Annotated in this window: 10 protein-coding genes and 1 tRNA gene; 7 read left to right on the top strand and 4 right to left on the bottom strand. The window is 69.5% G+C overall.

Annotated features, from left to right (window positions below):
• Nucleotides 1–28: 28 nt before the first annotated feature.
• The gene (locus tag ACIBCT_RS38040; protein ID WP_399196872.1) at nt 29–1003 is read left to right on the top strand and encodes a GlxA family transcriptional regulator; all 975 of its coding nucleotides are present in this window, start codon (nt 29–31) and stop codon (nt 1001–1003) included.
• A 32-nt stretch (nt 1004–1035) separates the two neighbouring features.
• Here ACIBCT_RS38040 and ACIBCT_RS38035 read toward each other — a convergent pair whose 3' ends face one another.
• Entirely contained in the window at nt 1036–1998 is a 963-nt protein-coding gene (locus tag ACIBCT_RS38035; RefSeq protein ID WP_399196871.1) for an NAD(P)H-dependent flavin oxidoreductase, read from the bottom strand.
• Nucleotides 1999–2253: 255 nt separating this feature from the next.
• The gene (locus tag ACIBCT_RS38030) at nt 2254–3201 is read right to left on the bottom strand and encodes a TauD/TfdA dioxygenase family protein (protein WP_399196870.1); all 948 of its coding nucleotides are present in this window, start codon (nt 3199–3201) and stop codon (nt 2254–2256) included.
• A 382-nt stretch (nt 3202–3583) separates the two neighbouring features.
• Here ACIBCT_RS38030 and ACIBCT_RS38025 point away from each other — a divergent pair, with 382 nt between their 5' ends.
• The 6 genes from ACIBCT_RS38025 (at nt 3584) to ACIBCT_RS38000 (ending at nt 12422) form a co-directional block, all read left to right on the top strand.
• Nucleotides 3584–5695: a hypothetical protein gene (locus ACIBCT_RS38025; RefSeq protein WP_399196868.1), complete on the top strand. Its 2112-nt coding sequence runs from the start codon at nt 3584–3586 to the stop codon at nt 5693–5695.
• A gap of 438 nt (nt 5696–6133) precedes the next feature.
• Complete coding sequence (locus tag ACIBCT_RS38020; protein ID WP_399196867.1) at nt 6134–7126, top strand: DUF559 domain-containing protein; 993 nt, start codon at nt 6134–6136, stop codon at nt 7124–7126.
• Between the two features lie 44 nt (nt 7127–7170).
• Nucleotides 7171–7767, top strand: coding sequence for a hypothetical protein (locus ACIBCT_RS38015; RefSeq protein WP_399196866.1), 597 nt, complete (start codon nt 7171–7173; stop codon nt 7765–7767).
• 2 nt (nt 7768–7769) lie between these two features.
• Nucleotides 7770–10931 carry an ATP-binding protein gene (locus ACIBCT_RS38010; RefSeq protein ID WP_399196899.1) on the top strand — a complete coding sequence of 1054 codons (3162 nt, stop codon included), beginning with the start codon at nt 7770–7772 and terminating at the stop codon, nt 10929–10931.
• A 497-nt stretch (nt 10932–11428) separates the two neighbouring features.
• Nucleotides 11429–11509: transfer RNA gene (locus ACIBCT_RS38005), tRNA-Tyr, on the top strand.
• Nucleotides 11510–11831: 322 nt separating this feature from the next.
• Nucleotides 11832–12422, top strand: a complete 591-nt coding sequence (locus tag ACIBCT_RS38000; RefSeq protein ID WP_399196865.1) for a hypothetical protein — start codon at nt 11832–11834, stop codon at nt 12420–12422.
• A gap of 494 nt (nt 12423–12916) precedes the next feature.
• Here the strand turns inward: ACIBCT_RS38000 and ACIBCT_RS37995 are convergent, their stop codons facing one another.
• Together ACIBCT_RS37995 and ACIBCT_RS37990 are read right to left on the bottom strand one after the other, a co-directional pair.
• Entirely contained in the window at nt 12917–13327 is a 411-nt protein-coding gene (locus ACIBCT_RS37995; RefSeq protein WP_399196864.1) for a PASTA domain-containing protein, read from the bottom strand.
• A 779-nt stretch (nt 13328–14106) separates the two neighbouring features.
• Nucleotides 14107–14868, bottom strand: coding sequence for a hypothetical protein (locus ACIBCT_RS37990; protein WP_399196863.1), 762 nt, complete (start codon nt 14866–14868; stop codon nt 14107–14109).
• Between the last annotated feature and the right edge of the window lie 762 nt (nt 14869–15630).

Here is a 15630-nt window from a genome sequence, read left to right as displayed (position 1 = left end):
ACCGGTCCTTCCGATCTATGCTCGAACGATGGACGAGCGCCAGATCGTGGTGGTCGGTTACGACGACGCGGAACTCCTCGACATCGCGTGCGTCACCACGACCCTGTCGATGGCGAACATGGTCGGGGAGGTGCGTCCCCCGTACCGGACGAGGATGGCCAGCCCCGGAGGGCAACCGGTCGTGTGCAGCGGGGGCATGACGCTGCAGAGCCACCGGTCGCTCGAACGGCTCACCGGGCCGATCGACACACTGGTCGTCTCCGGAGGCTGGGGGTACCGGCGCGCCGCCGCCGATCCGCTGATCGTCGCCCACGTCCGGCGGCTGGCGCGGGAGAGCCGCCGGGTGGCGTCGGTGTGCACCGGGGCGAGCATCCTGGCGGCCGCGGGCCTGCTGGACGGCAGGCGCGCCACCACCCACTGGTGGTTCGCCGGTGAGCTCGCCGCCCGCCATCCCCTGATCAGCGTGGACCCCGATCCCATCTACATCCGCGACGGCGCGGTGATCACGTCGGCGGGCGTCACCAGCGCCCTGGACCTGACCCTGTCCTTCATCGAGGAGGACCACGGCGCCGAGCTCGCCCGGCTGGTCTCGCGCGTCCTGGTGACCTATCTCCAGCGTCCGGGCAACCAGGCGCAGGTGAGCATGTTCACCAGCGCCCCTCCCCCCGACCACGACCTGGTCCGCCAGGTGATGGACCATGTCAGCGCGAACCTCGCCGGCGATCTCACCACGACCGCGCTGGCGGACGCGGCCGGCGTGAGCCCGCGGCACCTCACCCGGCTGTTCATCACGCATCTGGGGCAGTCACCGGGCCGCTTCGTCCGGCATGCCCGCATCGAGGCGGCCGCCCACCTGGTGTCCAGCACGTCCCTGCCGATGCCGCGCGTGGCGGCACGGTGCGGGTTCGGGACGGCCGAGACACTCCGCCAGGCGTTCGTGGACCGGTACGGGATCCCGCCGTCGCGCTACCGGGCGATCCACAACCGGCCCTCGGCCGGCTGACCGCCGGGGGTGCGGCGCGGGGAACGGACCGGTCAGCGCCTTCCGGCCCGGCCGAGGGCGTCCTCGGCCTGGGCGGCCAGGGTGGCGACGAGGTCGGCCGCGCAGGGCCGGTCGGTGACGAGGTCGACGGCCTCGCCGGCCCAGACCGGCAGCGGGGGGATGACCCCCCGGGCCAGGTCCTCCCGGTAGTCCCGCCCGGCCCGGGGGTCGGCGGCGAGCTCGGCCTCACGGCCACGCCAGCGATCGAGGTAGGGGTGGCCGAGGGTGCGCGCGGTGTACTCCGGCGGCCACCCGGAGCCGCGGACGATGTCCAGCACGCTGCCGCGCTCGGTGTCCCGCCCCCGTCCCTCGACGATCGCCCTGGTGATCGCGGGATCGACCAGGGCCTCGGCGGTGGCCTGGAAGCGGGTGCCGATCAGCGCACCGGCGGCGCCCAGGGCCAGGGCCGCGGCCACGCCGCGGCCGTCGGCGATCCCACCGGCCGCCAGCACCGGCACCGGCGCGACGAGATCCACCACGAGGGGGACGAACGGCAGCGTGGAACGCCCGCGCCGGGCACCGTGGCCACCGGCTTCGGTCCCCTGCGCCACGACGACGTCGGCGCCCAGGTCGACGGCGCGCCGGGCCTCCTCCTCATCGGTGACCTGGACGATCAGGACCGCCCCCGACCGCAGGACGGGTCCCACGAACGGGCCGGGGTCGCCGAAGGAGAACATGACGGCCCGGGGGGCGTACTCCAGCGCACGTTCCACCGCGCCGACGTCGATCGCCCAGGTCAGGAAACCGACACCCCAGGGCCGGTCGGTTCCCGAGGCCAGGATCGACGACTCGCGCTCCAGCCACTCCCGCTCCCCGTCCCCGGAGCCCAGCATCCCGAGCCCGCCCCCGTGGGAGACGGCCGCCGCCAGCGCGCCACCGGCCGACCCTCCCATCGGCGCCAGCACGATCGGATGCCGTACCCCGAGCAGCTCCGTGAACCGCGTCCGCAACGCCATGGCCGCCCCCTCGCTTCCGTACCGTCGGACGAGGCGTGGGCGGCGAGGACGGACCGCTGCGACCAGGCCCCGCACCGGGCGCGCCCCGCCGGCCGCACCGGTCGCGGCGGTCGCGGCGACGACCCGGCGGGGGTCTCGTCGGCACCAGGTTCCCAGGTCCGCCTGTGAGCGGGCTGAGAGACGCTGATGAACGTCTCAGGAACCGGTACGACCGGCGGCCCGTTCGGCCTTCTGCACGACCGGACGGGCCGTCGCTCAGGCGGCGACGGGCGAGAAGGCGCCGGCGTCGCCCTTGCGGACCACGCTGGTGTCGCCGTTGATGCCGATCGGGACGTCGCCGGCCACCGTGATGCGGTGGAGACGTCGCGGCAGGTCGTCGTAGTCGGCGACGGCGTAGTGCTGGGTGGCCCGGTTGTCCCAGATGGCGATGTCGCCGTCGCGCCAGTTCCACCGCACCGTGTTCTCCAGGCGGGTGACGTGCCGCTGCAGCAGCGCGAACAGGTCGTCGGAGTCGGTGCGGCTCAGGCCCGTGAACGACCTGACGAAGTGGCCGAGCAGCAGCGAGGGCTCACCGGTCTCGGGGTGGATGCGGACGACGGGGTGCTCGGTCTCGAACTCGCTGCTGCGGAACTGGTCGCGGTACTCCTGCTCCCTGACGTCGACGCCGCCGATCGTCGGGGTCTGCGCCGCGTAGTCGTACAGGTTCGAGTGGACCGCGCGCAGCCGGCCCACCAGCGCCTGCAGGCCGGGGTGCAGCCGCCGGTACGCCTCCACCGTGTTGGCCCACACCGTGCTCCCGCCGTAGGGCGGCAGCGTGACGGCGCGCAGCACGCTGATCGCCGGGATCCGGTCGACGAAGGTCACGTCCGTGTGCCAGCTGTTGGCCTTGCCCCGCTGGGAGTCGATCGGGAGCACGGCCTCACCGTCGCCGGTCACCGTCGGGTGGGGCTTGGTGACGGTGCCGAGGAGGGCGGTGAACGCGTGCTGGTCGGCGTCGGTGGCATGCCGCTGGTCGCGCAGGAAGACCACACGGTGGCGCAGCAGCGCGGTGCGCAGCTCGGCGACCGCCGCCGCGTCGACGTCGCCGCCCACCCGGATGCCGCCGACGACCGCGCCGATCACGCCGCCGACCCGCGTGACGTCGATGTGCCGGTAGGAGTCGCCGGTGACGGCGGGCGTCTCGTGGTCATGGAGCTGGGTCATCTTCTGACACCTTTCGATGGGCGTGTGCGGGTGGGCCGCATCGCAGCGTGTGCCGCTGAGAAGAGAATACCAACTATTCCTACATATTTACTAGGGATTTCTCGCGACCGAACGGACCGGACGTGTTACGGCCCCCCGCGGCGGGGCAGTGGGCCCGGCATGGTGAACCCCCTGGACATCGCGCTGGTCCTGCTGTTCCTCGTCGTCGTGGGCTTCGTCCTGCGCCACTGGGCGCGGCAGCACCGCTGACCCGGCCACGCCCCCGCCCCGCAGGACGGGGGCGCGCCGACCCTCTTCGCGTACGCGGCCGGCACCGGACGGCCGTCCGTCCGCGCGCGGAAAACCCGCGGGGCCCGGATGTGTCCGGCTATAAGGTGCATCCGTGGACACTCTGGAAGGCCTCGTCATCACCAGGCGGCTTCGAGTTCCCGTCGACGCGCCCGCCGCCACCACCCCCGGCTGGGGAGAGGTGGCCGCGCGCCAGCTCGACGCCGCGCTGCTGAGCGTCGGCTTCACGTGCTCGGCGGCCCTGCTCGAACGCCTGGGCAGGCTGCCCGGGGAGACGGTGGTCGATCTCGGCGTGCGGGTCCTGGCGGCCGTCCGCCACCTGGCCGGCGACCACGTCCGGCACAACGCGTACTTCATCGACTTCCCGAGGAACGTGCCCGACACCCTGGAGTTCTGGGCCGGGTTGCTGCGGCAGGCCATGCTCGACCCGGTCGCCGCCACGCCCGTCCCGTCACCGGTGCTGGACCTGCTCACGCTGCCCGGCTACGGCCGCTACCGGCACACCTACGCCGACCTGCTGGCCGCGCACGCCGAGCTCGTCCCCCTGGCCGGCGACCGGGTGACCGTGCTGGAACTCGGCGGGAGCCTGGAGGCGGAGGCGCGCGAGCTCTACCACTCGCTGGCGGGCTCGGAGGTTCCGCCGGCGGCCGAGGACCTGACCGCGCTGCGGTCGCTGGCCGCGTTCTGCGACGACGAGCCCGAACGCATCCCGGTGCGCGAGAACCGCGCCGTCGTCAACGAGGTGCGCCTGGCCGCGGGCCGCCCGCTGCTCGTGGACACGGTGACCGACGTGCTCCGGCTCGCCTGCGGCTGCTCCGGCGGTGACGTCACACTGGCCGTCCCCACCAGGTTCCGCTCGTTCCGCCGGGCCGAGCGCCGCGCTCTGCTGCAGGCCCTGGACGCGGTCGCCTCCCCCGCGAGGCTCGGCGACGTCCCCCGGTACCGGGAGCAGTGGAAGCGGCTCGGCGAACGGCTCCATCCCGGCGAGTACCCGCGCCTCCCGCGCGCCGCGCACGTCTTCGAGGTCGCCAGAGGCCTGCGCCGGGCACGCGGTCTCGACAGCCGGGTGGAGGAGGCCCTGTCGGCCGGTCGCACCGGTGAGGCGGTCGACCTGCTGGAGAGGAGCCCCGGCGCGCTGCTGCGCCGTCTCGACCACCTGCTGCGGACCGGATCGCCGGCCTCGGCCGTACTGGACGCCGCCGAGAGGGCCGCGGCGGGCGCCTCCGGCCGGGTCCTGCTGTCGCTGCGCGAGCACCTGCAGAACCGGCTCGTCCCCGCGGCCGGACGGGTCTTCGTCAACCGGCACGGCAGGGCGTGGACCACGGACGACGCCCGCCCCCCGATCGAGGAGGACGTCGTGTCACGGGCGGTGACCCTGCTGGACGAGGAGATCACCCGGCGCCTTCCCGACCCCGGCACGCTGATCGTCGATCCCGAGGCGCTCGACATCGCCCTGCCGCTGTCCGGCAAGGCCGTCGCGCCCGGGCTCGGCATGCTGCCGCGCGGCTCGCTGTCGGCGGTGGACGGGGAGTCGCTGCGGTTCTTCGTCCACTGGCGGCAGGCCGAGCGGAGCACCGACTACGACCTGTCGGCCCTGATGCTGGACGCCTCCTACGGCGATCCCGAGCACATCTCGTGGACGAACTACGGCAACGGCTTCGCCGACTACTCCGGCGACCTCGTCGACGCCCCCGACGGCGCGAGCGAGTTCATCGACGTCCGCCTCGCGCGGGCGACCCGGCCGATCGTCATCCCGCAGGTGCACATCTACAGCGGCGAGGCGTTCGACGAGGCAGCCGAGGCGTTCTTCGGCTACATGACCAGGGACGCCGGGCAGGAGGGGATGCCGTTCGAGCCGCGCACCGTGCGGATGAAGTCCGACCTGCGCGGGTCGGGACGGGTCGCCCTGCCGTTCGTCCTCCTGCGCGGTGACGACGGCGCCTGGCGGGTGAAGTGGCTGCACCTCTACCTGAGGGGCGCTCCCCGCTTCAACCAGGTCGAGGGCAACCGCCTCACGACCTCCCTGCTGGTGCGCTCGATCGTCGAACGCGACCACCTGCGCGTCCGGTACCTGGCCGGCCTGCTGCGACGGAAGGGGCCGGGGGGCGGGCACACCACCTACATCGGCCTGCAGGCACCCGCCGGCCTGCCTGCGGGCACGCGGGTGTACACGCCCGGGACGCTGCACGAGCTGATCCCCGCCTGATAACGTGGCGGTCGCGAGGCCATGGGAGGGCTTCCTTCTCACTCTTCCGGTAAAGATCCAGCCTTCCCGCCTTCCTCGCGTCCCGGTCGTGAGGCCATTGGGGAGCTTCCTTCTACCTGGTTCGATTCCAGGTGGGCCCGAACGGGCCCACTGGTGGTGTCTCAGCTCTCGAGCCCTCCTCACGACCGGCCCCCGCTCCACCGCCGCTCGTCGGGGACACGCACACCCAGGGTGACCGTTGAGACGGTTTTGTAACCTCCGAAACAAAAGACATCTTTGGATTTCTCGCCCGTCATCTCGCGTGCCCTATACCCTTCGCAAAGTCACGTTTCAGCGGAGTGTCCGAAGGGGGCCGGCGTGCCATTGTCGTGGGGTGATCTCCCGGTCGGGAGCCTGCTCCGCCTCGCCGGAGTCGATTCCACCATCGACATCAATGTTATGGAATTGGTGCTGAATCCGCTCCCCGAGACCGGGCCCGCCGTCATCACCCACACCGCAACCGAAGGTCATTCCGTCTCAGGGATGGTGGACTCCATTCTCTGCGATCTGGAAACGCTGGCCATCGGGCTTTTCCCGGCCTGGTTACCCAGAGGGGAGAAGCTTTCCGGCCCCGGCCCCGGCGGTGGCGGAGTGGCGGCGGCGAGGATCCTCGCGATGCGTCTCGCATCAGGCACCCGTCATTTCGGACCGTTCCTGGCCGATCTCGCCTCCCGGGCCATTCAGCACCGCGGCCCGCTGGTCCCCGGACGGCCCGGTCCGAAGGGACGATCGTTCCCCGCGGAGTCGCGGGCCGCCGGTCTGGCCCGGGTCATCGCCTCCACGTTCGGCCGCGAATCGGCGGCGCTGGTCGTCTACGTGCCGGAGAAGCCGACCTCCCATGGAGAGACGATCCTGGTTGCCGCATACGAATGGCTGGCACACCGGAGTGGCATGGGGGTCTGGCTCGTCGGCCTCGAACTGCGCCGCGTCGAAACCCTCTACCTGGAGGTACCCGCAGCGGTCAGGAGACTGGCCGAAGAGATGACGGCACCGCCACCCACCGCGACGGTGGGAGTGCCGCCGATAGCCGGAAGGCCGCACGCGGGCAGTGCGGTGGAACAGGCGCTGGAGGCGGCCTTGGCGGAATGCGACTGGGCTCACGGCCGAACCTGGAATCAGACGTACAAATCCAAAGACCCTTTGTTCGTCATGATCCGCACGGACCTGATATGGGTCCGGGAGAAGTGCGTCGTCGAACTCGACGGCCCGGAACACGCGACGTCCGCCCGGAGAGAGCGTGACCGGATTCGCGACCGGCACCTGGAGCGTGACGGGTTCACGGTGTTGCGATTCACCAACCAGCAGGTGATGAGCGACATAAGGGGAGTTCTGCACCAGATCAACGATTTTCTCCGGGCACGGCGTCTCGGAATGAGCGAAAGAGCAGGCTGATGTCCGAAGAAAGACTCACGTACCGGCAGGTCGCAGCTCTGCTCGTGCTGAGGGAGCTCGGAACCGCGTTGCCCCACAAGGAGCTGAAGGCTGAATGGGGCCTGGAGCTCGACGCCAAGAACCGTGCGGGTCTCGTCGACGCCAAGCTGATCGAGTCGGAGACCAAAACACGAGCTCTGTGGTACGCGATCACCCCGGCCGGTGAAGATCGCGCCGTCGAGGAGGTGCGCAAGGGAATCCCGGTGTCCTCCCGGTCGGGCAAGGCGCTGGCCCTTCTGTACCTGCGGTCCCTCTTGGTGTCCAAAACAGCGACCTCGGCCATCGACGAACCCGTTCGGGCACCGGTGACGACGGTGTCGCCGGTGTCGCCGGTGTCGCCGGAGGAGGTGGAGGGCCGGATTCGCAAGGCCTATGCGAAGATCACACCCGGTGCCGGCCGGTGGGTCTCGATGACCAAGCTGCGAGCCCTCCTGACCGACATCGATCGGGATCTCCAGGACGACGTTCTGCGCACCATGATGCTGGAGGGGCGTGCGGACATCGAGCCCGTCGCGATCGTGGGCGACCTGAGGCCCGAGGACCACGCCGCCGCGATCGTCATCGGCAGCACGCCCAACCATCAGTTCCGCGTCGGAGCGTGACGATGGTCACCGAATGGTACGCGCTGAAAAGTCTCAAGAGCTTCTCGACCGTCAACGCCAGCGAGGATGTCTGGCAGCCGGTTCCGTTCCACGTGCCCGGGATGCACCCGGCCGCTTCCCACGCTCTTCGCTCGGGACTGGACGCCGCCGCCGACTCTCCCGTGACCAGCCCGATCGGGGTGGTCCTCGAAGGTGGCGCCGGAAGCGGGAAGACGCACCTGATGAGCTGGCTGCGCGAGCAGACCGTCCAGCGCGACGGTTACTTCTTCCTCATGGGCGTTCTCGACGCCCGGAACTTCTGGGAAAGCGCCGTCGTGTCCATCCAGGACGGGCTGGCCCGGGTGGGCGCGGACGAGGAGACCCAGCTCAAGCGGTTTCTGCGCAATCTGACGGGCCTGATGCAGCTCCCGCGAAAGACCCAGCAGACGATCATCGGTAACCAGGCGCTCACCCGCGAAGACCTCGATCGGTTCATCGAGGCCCTGGGCAGAATCGATCGCCGGGTCGGCAGAGAGGCACAGGACGTCGCCCGGGCCCTCGTGCTCCTGGGGGCCAGTGACAACGCCCTGATGGACATCGGCGAGTCCTACATCTGCTCGATCGAGGACGGCGAGAGCTACCGGCAGGGGTGGGGATTCCGGCAGGTCCGCAAATCCCCGCAGGAGATCGTCCGTGACATCTCGCGGCTGCTGGCGCTGACCGGCCCGAGCGTCATGGCCTTCGACCAGCTCGACGCGTTCATCGCGCAGAGCAGCCTCTTCGCCGACGGCGGCTCCAGCGGTCCGGCGACCTCGGCGGTTCTCCGGTTCGTTCACGGGCTGACCAACCTCCGCGAGGTGTCCAGCCGGACCCTGACGGTTCTCTCCTGCCTGCCGGAGACGTGGATGATCCTCGAGGATCTGGCTGTCAGAAGTTTCAAGGACCGCTTCCGGAAGGCCACGTTCCTTCGGCGCATCCCGACCCCCGAGGTCGGGGCGGAGCTCGTCACCGTACGACTCGCTGAGCACTTCGAGGACATCGGCTTCGACCGGCCGTACCCGACGTGGCCGATCAAGCCGGAGGCCTTCGCACAAGCCCCGTTCTACACCCCGCGTGAGGTCCTGGAATGTCTCTACAGGCACATCCAGAAGTGCCTGTACCAGGACGGCGAGATCACCGAGCTGGCCGGCCTCGACGCGCCCTCGACCGTGCACGATCGTTCCGTGAAGCATGCTCCCGATGAGCAAGCGCTTCAGGCGATCGACATCAAGTTCGCGATGCTGGCCGATTCGGCCGACGTCAGTGGGGCGCTGGACGCCGAACGGGAGGACACGGTTCTTCCCGGCCTGATCTCGGCGGGCCTCCGGGCCTGGATCGTGGAGCAGCGCGGGACGTCCGCGCGCTACCGGGTCGACCCGCCGATGGGCCGGAAGACCTCTCTTCACGCCGGTCTCAGGCAGGTCCTGAACGAGGCGACCGAGGACGAGGTCCACTGGGCGTTCCGCGGCATCGCCGCCACGCACCATCTCGCGGCCTTGACCCGGCTCCGGAAGGCGGTGCTCAAAGCCGGTCTCGCGGAGGAGAACCCCAAGCGCCGGTTGATCATCGTCCGGAACATTCCGTGGAACTCCGGGCCGGTCACCCAGGAAGCGGTCGCCGGCTTCCACGCCAGGGGTGGCCGGGTGATCGCGGCCGACGAAGAGGACCTCAAGGTGCTGTGCGCCCTGCGGGATCTCTTCGCGGAGAGTGTCGCGCACCTCGACCAGTGGATCGCCAGCAGGAAACCCGTCGGCGACCTCAGGTTCCTCAAGGACGCCCTGGGTGACTGGCCGGATCCGACCGCTCCGCAGGAGCCTCGGGCCCCGAAATCCCCCGAGGAGCCACCCGCACGGGCGAAGCCTCTTCCGGCTCACGAGACCGGCACCTCGGACGGCTCTCCGGAAAGCAGGCCGGCCGCGGTGCCGTCGCTGACCGTGGGACGCTCGGACGATGGCGGGCATCCGGTCTCCGTCGAGTTGGAGGCGCTCCGTAAGCACGTTGCGATCTTCGCGGGATCCGGCTCGGGGAAGACCGTCCTGATCAGGCGGATCATCGAGGAGTGTGCCCTTCAGGGCGTGTCCTCGATCGTGCTCGACCCGAACAACGACCTCGCCCGTCTCGGTGACGCATGGCCGGAAGCACCTTCCGCCTGGGGCCCGGGGGATGAGGACCGGGCGGCTCGCTACATCGCGGACACCGATGTCGTGGTCTGGACACCACGCAGGGAGAAGGGTCGTCCGCTGGCCTTCCAGCCGTTGCCCGACTTCTCCAGCGTCCGGGACGACGTCGACGAGTTCAACGAAGCCGTTCACGCCGCCATGGCGGCGCTCACCCCACGGGCGAAGGCGGAAGGCGGCAGCAGCAAGTCCCAGGTCGCCCGGGCGGTGCTCATGGAGGCGGTCGTCCATTTCGGAAAGTACAAGAACGGCGGCCTCGACGGGCTGATACATCTGCTCTCGGACTTCCCCGAGGACATCAGCCAGATCAGCGGGGCGGCGAAGATCGCGGATGGGCTCGCCCAGGTGCTCCGGGCCGCTGCCGTGACCGATCCACTGTTCGGAGGAGAAGGCGAGCCGGTCGATCCAGGGCGGCTCCTCACTCCAGCCGCGGGAAAGCGGGCGCGGGTTTCGGTCATCAGTTTCGTGGGGCTGCAGGGTGACTCCGAGCGGCAGTCCTTCGTGAACCAGTTGCAGATGGCGCTGTTCGCCTGGATCAAGAAGAACCCCGCCGGTGATCGGCCCCTCGGTGGGCTCTTCGTCATGGACGAAGCGCAGACCTTCGCCCCCTCGGGCGCCGTGACCGCGTGCACGCAGAGCACACTCGCGTTGGCGTCCCAGGCCCGGAAATACGGGCTCGGGCTGGTGTTCGCGACCCAGGCACCCAAGGGCCTGCACAACCGGATCCCGGGCAACGCCGCGACACAGTTCTACGGCCTGCTCAATGCGGATGTGCAGATCGAGGCCGCGAAGGCGATGGCCCGCGTCAAGGGCGGCAGGGCCGATGACATCGGTTCGCTTCGCAGCGGTCAGTTCTACGTCGCACCTGAGGGCGCGAGGTTCACGAAGGTGCGTACGCCTATGTGCCTGACCCGTCACCCCAGGGCGCCGCTGACGACCGAGGAGGTCATCGCCCGGGCGAGCCGATGACCCTGTGGGTCAGCCGTCTCGTCCGGAGCCTGTTGCCTCGCGGAGAGGATCGTGCGTGCCGTCACGACGTTCGTGCGGGCGCTCGTGTGACGGCGATGCCGGCCTGCGGGAGCACCGGGCCCGGCACGTCAGGGAACGAGGTGACGTGGACGAGGTGGGTGGAGAACGATCTCGTCCTCGCCTCCCTCGTCGGCATTCCCCCGAACTCTCACAACGTACGGCGGGACCGCTGTGACAGAGGCGGCAGGAACTCCTGGGCCAGCGCGTCAGCGGCTCTCACCTCGGGGACGTCGGCGTAGGGCGTGAGCCGCGCCTGGGCCACGCGGGCACACCGGACGGTGCGGTCGGCGGAGATGTCCGGTGTCCGCGACGCCGTGTGCGTCGTCTCGTCCGGCTCACGCGGTGATCTCCCTGCTCCCACCACGTTCCGGGAGCGAGGAGACGCGTGAAAACGGGATGAGACCGCCGGGGCCCGCTCGGTAGTCTCGTCTCGGCACGCAGGGGCTGAGCACGTGGCGAGCTCATTCGGTTGTAACCCGGACGCTTCGGCTGTGGCGGTTCGACTCCGTCCTCCTGCACCGCTCTCGTCGTCCAGCGGCCGAGGACACACGCCTCTCGAGGTGGCGGGCGCCGGTTCGAATCCGGTCGGGAGTGCGTTGGGAGGCCTCTTCGTCTTGGACGGCGAGGGCTTCTGCGCGTTCCCGGCCACCGGGTCGAGCAGCTTCCGCGCCTCCGGGCCGAACCGATCGAACTCCCGCTGAGCCGACGGGGGTCCGGACATGCGACCGCACGACCGGGCCTCGGTCGATACGTGTTCGTCGAGGACGATCGTTCATCGGTCCGTCAGTGCTCTCGTTAAAATCGTTTGGCCGCCCACCGGACCACCGGACAGAAGGCACGGTGACCCTCGATCCACGAGCACTGAGCCGCCTTTGGGAGCAGCAGTGGCCCGAGTGCCCGCCGGTCGCCCATCGGCTGCGCGGCCACCATCCGGATCGCTGGATCAGGTTTCACAGCTTGCCGGAGTCGAAGCGCCACCCGGACGATGAGGCGGAGTACGCCGTCGTACTCGATCGCCACCACACCGTGCTGTCCGAGCTCAATCCAGGCTCGGATCTTCTGGTCATCACGACCGAATGGACGGACAGTCCAGCACTCACCCCTCAGCGGTGGCCGAGACGATCGGAGGTGGCACCGGCGGCACAACACTGGCAGACCCTCATCGAAGAGCCCGACGAGGAGCCCGAGTTCCGTACCTGGACGCGGCTCTACGCCGAGGCACGACCGTGGCGGCCCGGCATCGTCGACGCCGTGCTTCGAGCGGTCGCAGACGACGAGATCGGCAACGTGCTCCTCGGTCCTGCGGATCTCCGCTGGCTGTACCACCCCTACGACGGCGGCGCCGACGTGATCCTGCCCACGCGGGCCGAACGTGATGCCCTCAGGGACCGACACCGTACCTGGCTGTCCACGCATCCGGCAGGTCTCTGAGGAGGGCGGTGAGCCGCGAACGACCGGTGCCGTAAAGGCCACAAGGGTCCGGCTGGATTCGGCGGAGTCGCAGAAGAACCCCCCATGCCGGAGCACAGCGGGAGTCCCCCACCGAGATCAAAAACTCTGCCTCCCTTTCCGGGTTCATGATGATCGGACCCTTTCAGGTGTCATCTGCCGCCCACGCCAGTCGCGCTCGGGCCGCGTCGGCGTCGGCGTCGAGACTGGCTAGGGCTCTGACCGCGGCGTTCAGCTCAGGATCCATACCGCCCATGCTCACCCCAGCCGCTGATCGTCCGCAGGCGGTTCCGGGTGGCCGCTCTCCGCTGGAAGCGGCCACCCGGAGGAGGAGACGCCAGCCCGGCCAGCCGCACGCCGACGGGCTTCACCCTGTAAGGCGCTGGCAGGGGGCGGCTGGTTGGCAGAACGCGAATCGGTCTTGCACACAGCAACGCCCCCACCCGGAAGGGGCAGGGGCGCAGCGAGATCTTCCCCTACTCGCCGCTCTTCTTCGCGTACAGGGTGACCAGCGTGTCGACCGGCACCTTCCGCCCAGCGGCAGGCGACTGCTTCGTGATCACCCAGTTGCGGTCGTACACCTGGAGCCGGTTCTGCCCAGTGGCGTCCTTGTCGTTCAGGAGGAGGAACCCGGCGGCCTGCATGGTGTCCTGCCCCTCCTGTAGGTTCATGCCGACAACGTCCGGCAGCGTCTTCTTCTCTGCCGCCTCCTCCTGCTCCTCAGTTGGCGCGGACTCCTTGTCGTCCTCCTCGACCGGTTCGGGGGTCTTCTCCGTCGGTGCTGGCGCGGTGACGGTCACGGCGGGCACCGCAGTGTCGGCGCCCGCACCGCATCCGGCGAGGGCGGCGATGAGCGCGGCGGTGACGGCAAGACTGGTGATCCTCATGCAGGGGTGCTCCTGGCTGTGGTGGGCGGGTAGGTGGGGACGGCCGAGGACGGCGGCTGGTTGGCCGATGAACGTCGTTCTGTTGGAGCGCCAGGACACGGTGACGCCCCCACCCCGAAGGGCAGGGGCGTCCACCGATTCCGCTACTTCGCTCACCCGAGACGGTGATCGACCGCAGGCAGACACGGCTTATCGTTTCGGGCGAGCACTTCACCCAGCCGGGGACGGCTGTCGCCGCCACACGTTGACCTTCTCGGTCACCGGCAGCGGTGCCCGATCCGGACCTTTCACGTACGGGGGATCCAGGTCTGCCGGTGCAGTGACCGGTCCGGTTCGTGTGCCTGATTCCTCCAGTGCCCCGACACGACCCACCGTGCCGGTATCGGCGCCCCGGAGCCTCGTCGTCCTGCTTCCCGGTCGGTCGGCATGTACCGATGACGCAAATCCACCACCGTCACCTCGGGTTTCCTGCCCTGCCCTGCCGTAGGCGCGGCGCACTGACGTGTCCGGGCGTTCGGTGCTGTGCTCGACGAGGTCGGGCTGCTCCATCAGCGGCCCGGCCGCGGCCAGAGCGGCGATGACCGGCGTCGGCGCCTCGGCCGGGAGGTCGGCTGGCGAAGCCGGGTCGGCGATGACCGGCATCCGGACGCCCGGTCCATGGTCGCCCACCGGGCCGCCGCCAGGTCTCCCCCAGCGGAGACGGCGAGCACCACCATGTCAGGGGCGACCCGGTACAGACCGGCGGCGTGCAGGTGGTTCGCAGCTCCCGCACTCACCCGTCAGCTGGTGAAACGTCCCTCACGGGTGTACTTGCACGTCCCCATGAGGCAGTTAGGGCTGGATCCCCAGCCGTCGTCATACGTGACCCTGCGGTGGCGCTTGATAAGGCTGCCCTTGACCTTTTCCGACTGAAGCCCAGGGGCGACCTTCACCTCCGCATGCTTCCACCAACTGGTGCCGTTCCAGTAGTACAGCCGGTGCCGGGCCCACAGATGACTCGGCGAGCCCAGCGGCAGGCAGTTGAAGATGAAGCTCTCCGCGCGACGCTCCTTGAAACCGCCGAAGTCATGGGTGGTGTACGACTTGGGAGCCAGGCCGGCCTGGGCGTTGTCGTGCCACTGGTGCCAGCCCCAGTGTTCGGCGGTGCACGAGGCGGAGAGCACGGCGTCGGCCGGAGCGGTCAGGCCACGTACGGTGACCGGCTCGCTGGTGATCCGTCGCCCCCGCAGTTCGGCGGGGAGGTCGGTGCCGTGGTCGTCGACGAGGCGCTGGGGCACCGGCACATCGGGCGGGGTGATCTCCAGGTAGGTCTGCAGGTAACTGTTGCTCCGCTCCCAGTCGATGAGCGGCGCGCCGCCGATGATCCCGAGCTGGGACATCCCCACTTCGTTGGAGGGCTGGCTGTCGGAGAAGCTCACGGTGAGACCGGTGGTGTATTCGATGTGCGCCAGAGGGATCTCCCTGTCGCTCTCCTCGGGTTCGGCCGCGGCAGGAGAGGAGCCGAGCACCATCGTGGCGGCGATGGCTGCGAGTAATTTCATGCCACTCCTTGCGGTTAGAAGTTACTTGAGCAGAACGTTAAGCACCGACTCCTGTCCGTGACCACGTAAAAGTCCTCAGAGGTGACCAGCTGAAGGATGCACTTGGCCGTTGACAATTTCACTCGGCCTCGGCTCGGGCTCGGGCTCGGCCTCGGGCTCGCGCAGCACGCGGGCCGGGCGGTGGCGAGCGATGTGGGCCGGCTTCAGTCCAGACCTCAGCGACCGTATCCTCGCCGATGAAGGAGATCGATGCCGCCTCGGAGTCGTCTTGGGCGCCTTTCACCAGGCGTCGACGAAGACCTCGACGCCGCCCCTGGTGCTGTCGCCTTCCTTCGCGCCGGTCGCGGGAAGGACACCCGAACCCCGGCCGACCGCCGTCACTCCTGTCCGACCTTCCCGACCGGCGCCGGAGTGCCGGACGTGATCCTCACGGCCTGGGCCGGACACGCGGACGGCGGCACGTCGGCCGAGCGGGTGCATCCACCCGGGCCCGAGTCATCTGCGGGCGGCCACGAAGCAGCTCGACGAGCTGTTCGGGTGATCGAAGAGCGAAGGTGAGAAATTGTGAGACGGACAGCAGAAAGGCCCCGTCTCACCGAAGTGATACGAGGCCCTGACCTGCTGCTCGACCGTCGGGACGACAGGATTTGAACCTGCGACCCCTTGACCCCCAGTCTGTCTATGATGTACCAAGTAGGAGATCATTCGGCCTATTTCCCCAGGTAGATGCCCTTACAGAGCGGTTTACAAGGGGGATGGTGG

Source organism: Streptosporangium sp. NPDC050855 (assembly GCF_044456585.1).
GTDB lineage: Bacteria > Actinomycetota > Actinomycetes > Streptosporangiales > Streptosporangiaceae > Streptosporangium > Streptosporangium longisporum.
This window is presented reverse-complemented; position numbering and strand designations above follow the sequence as displayed.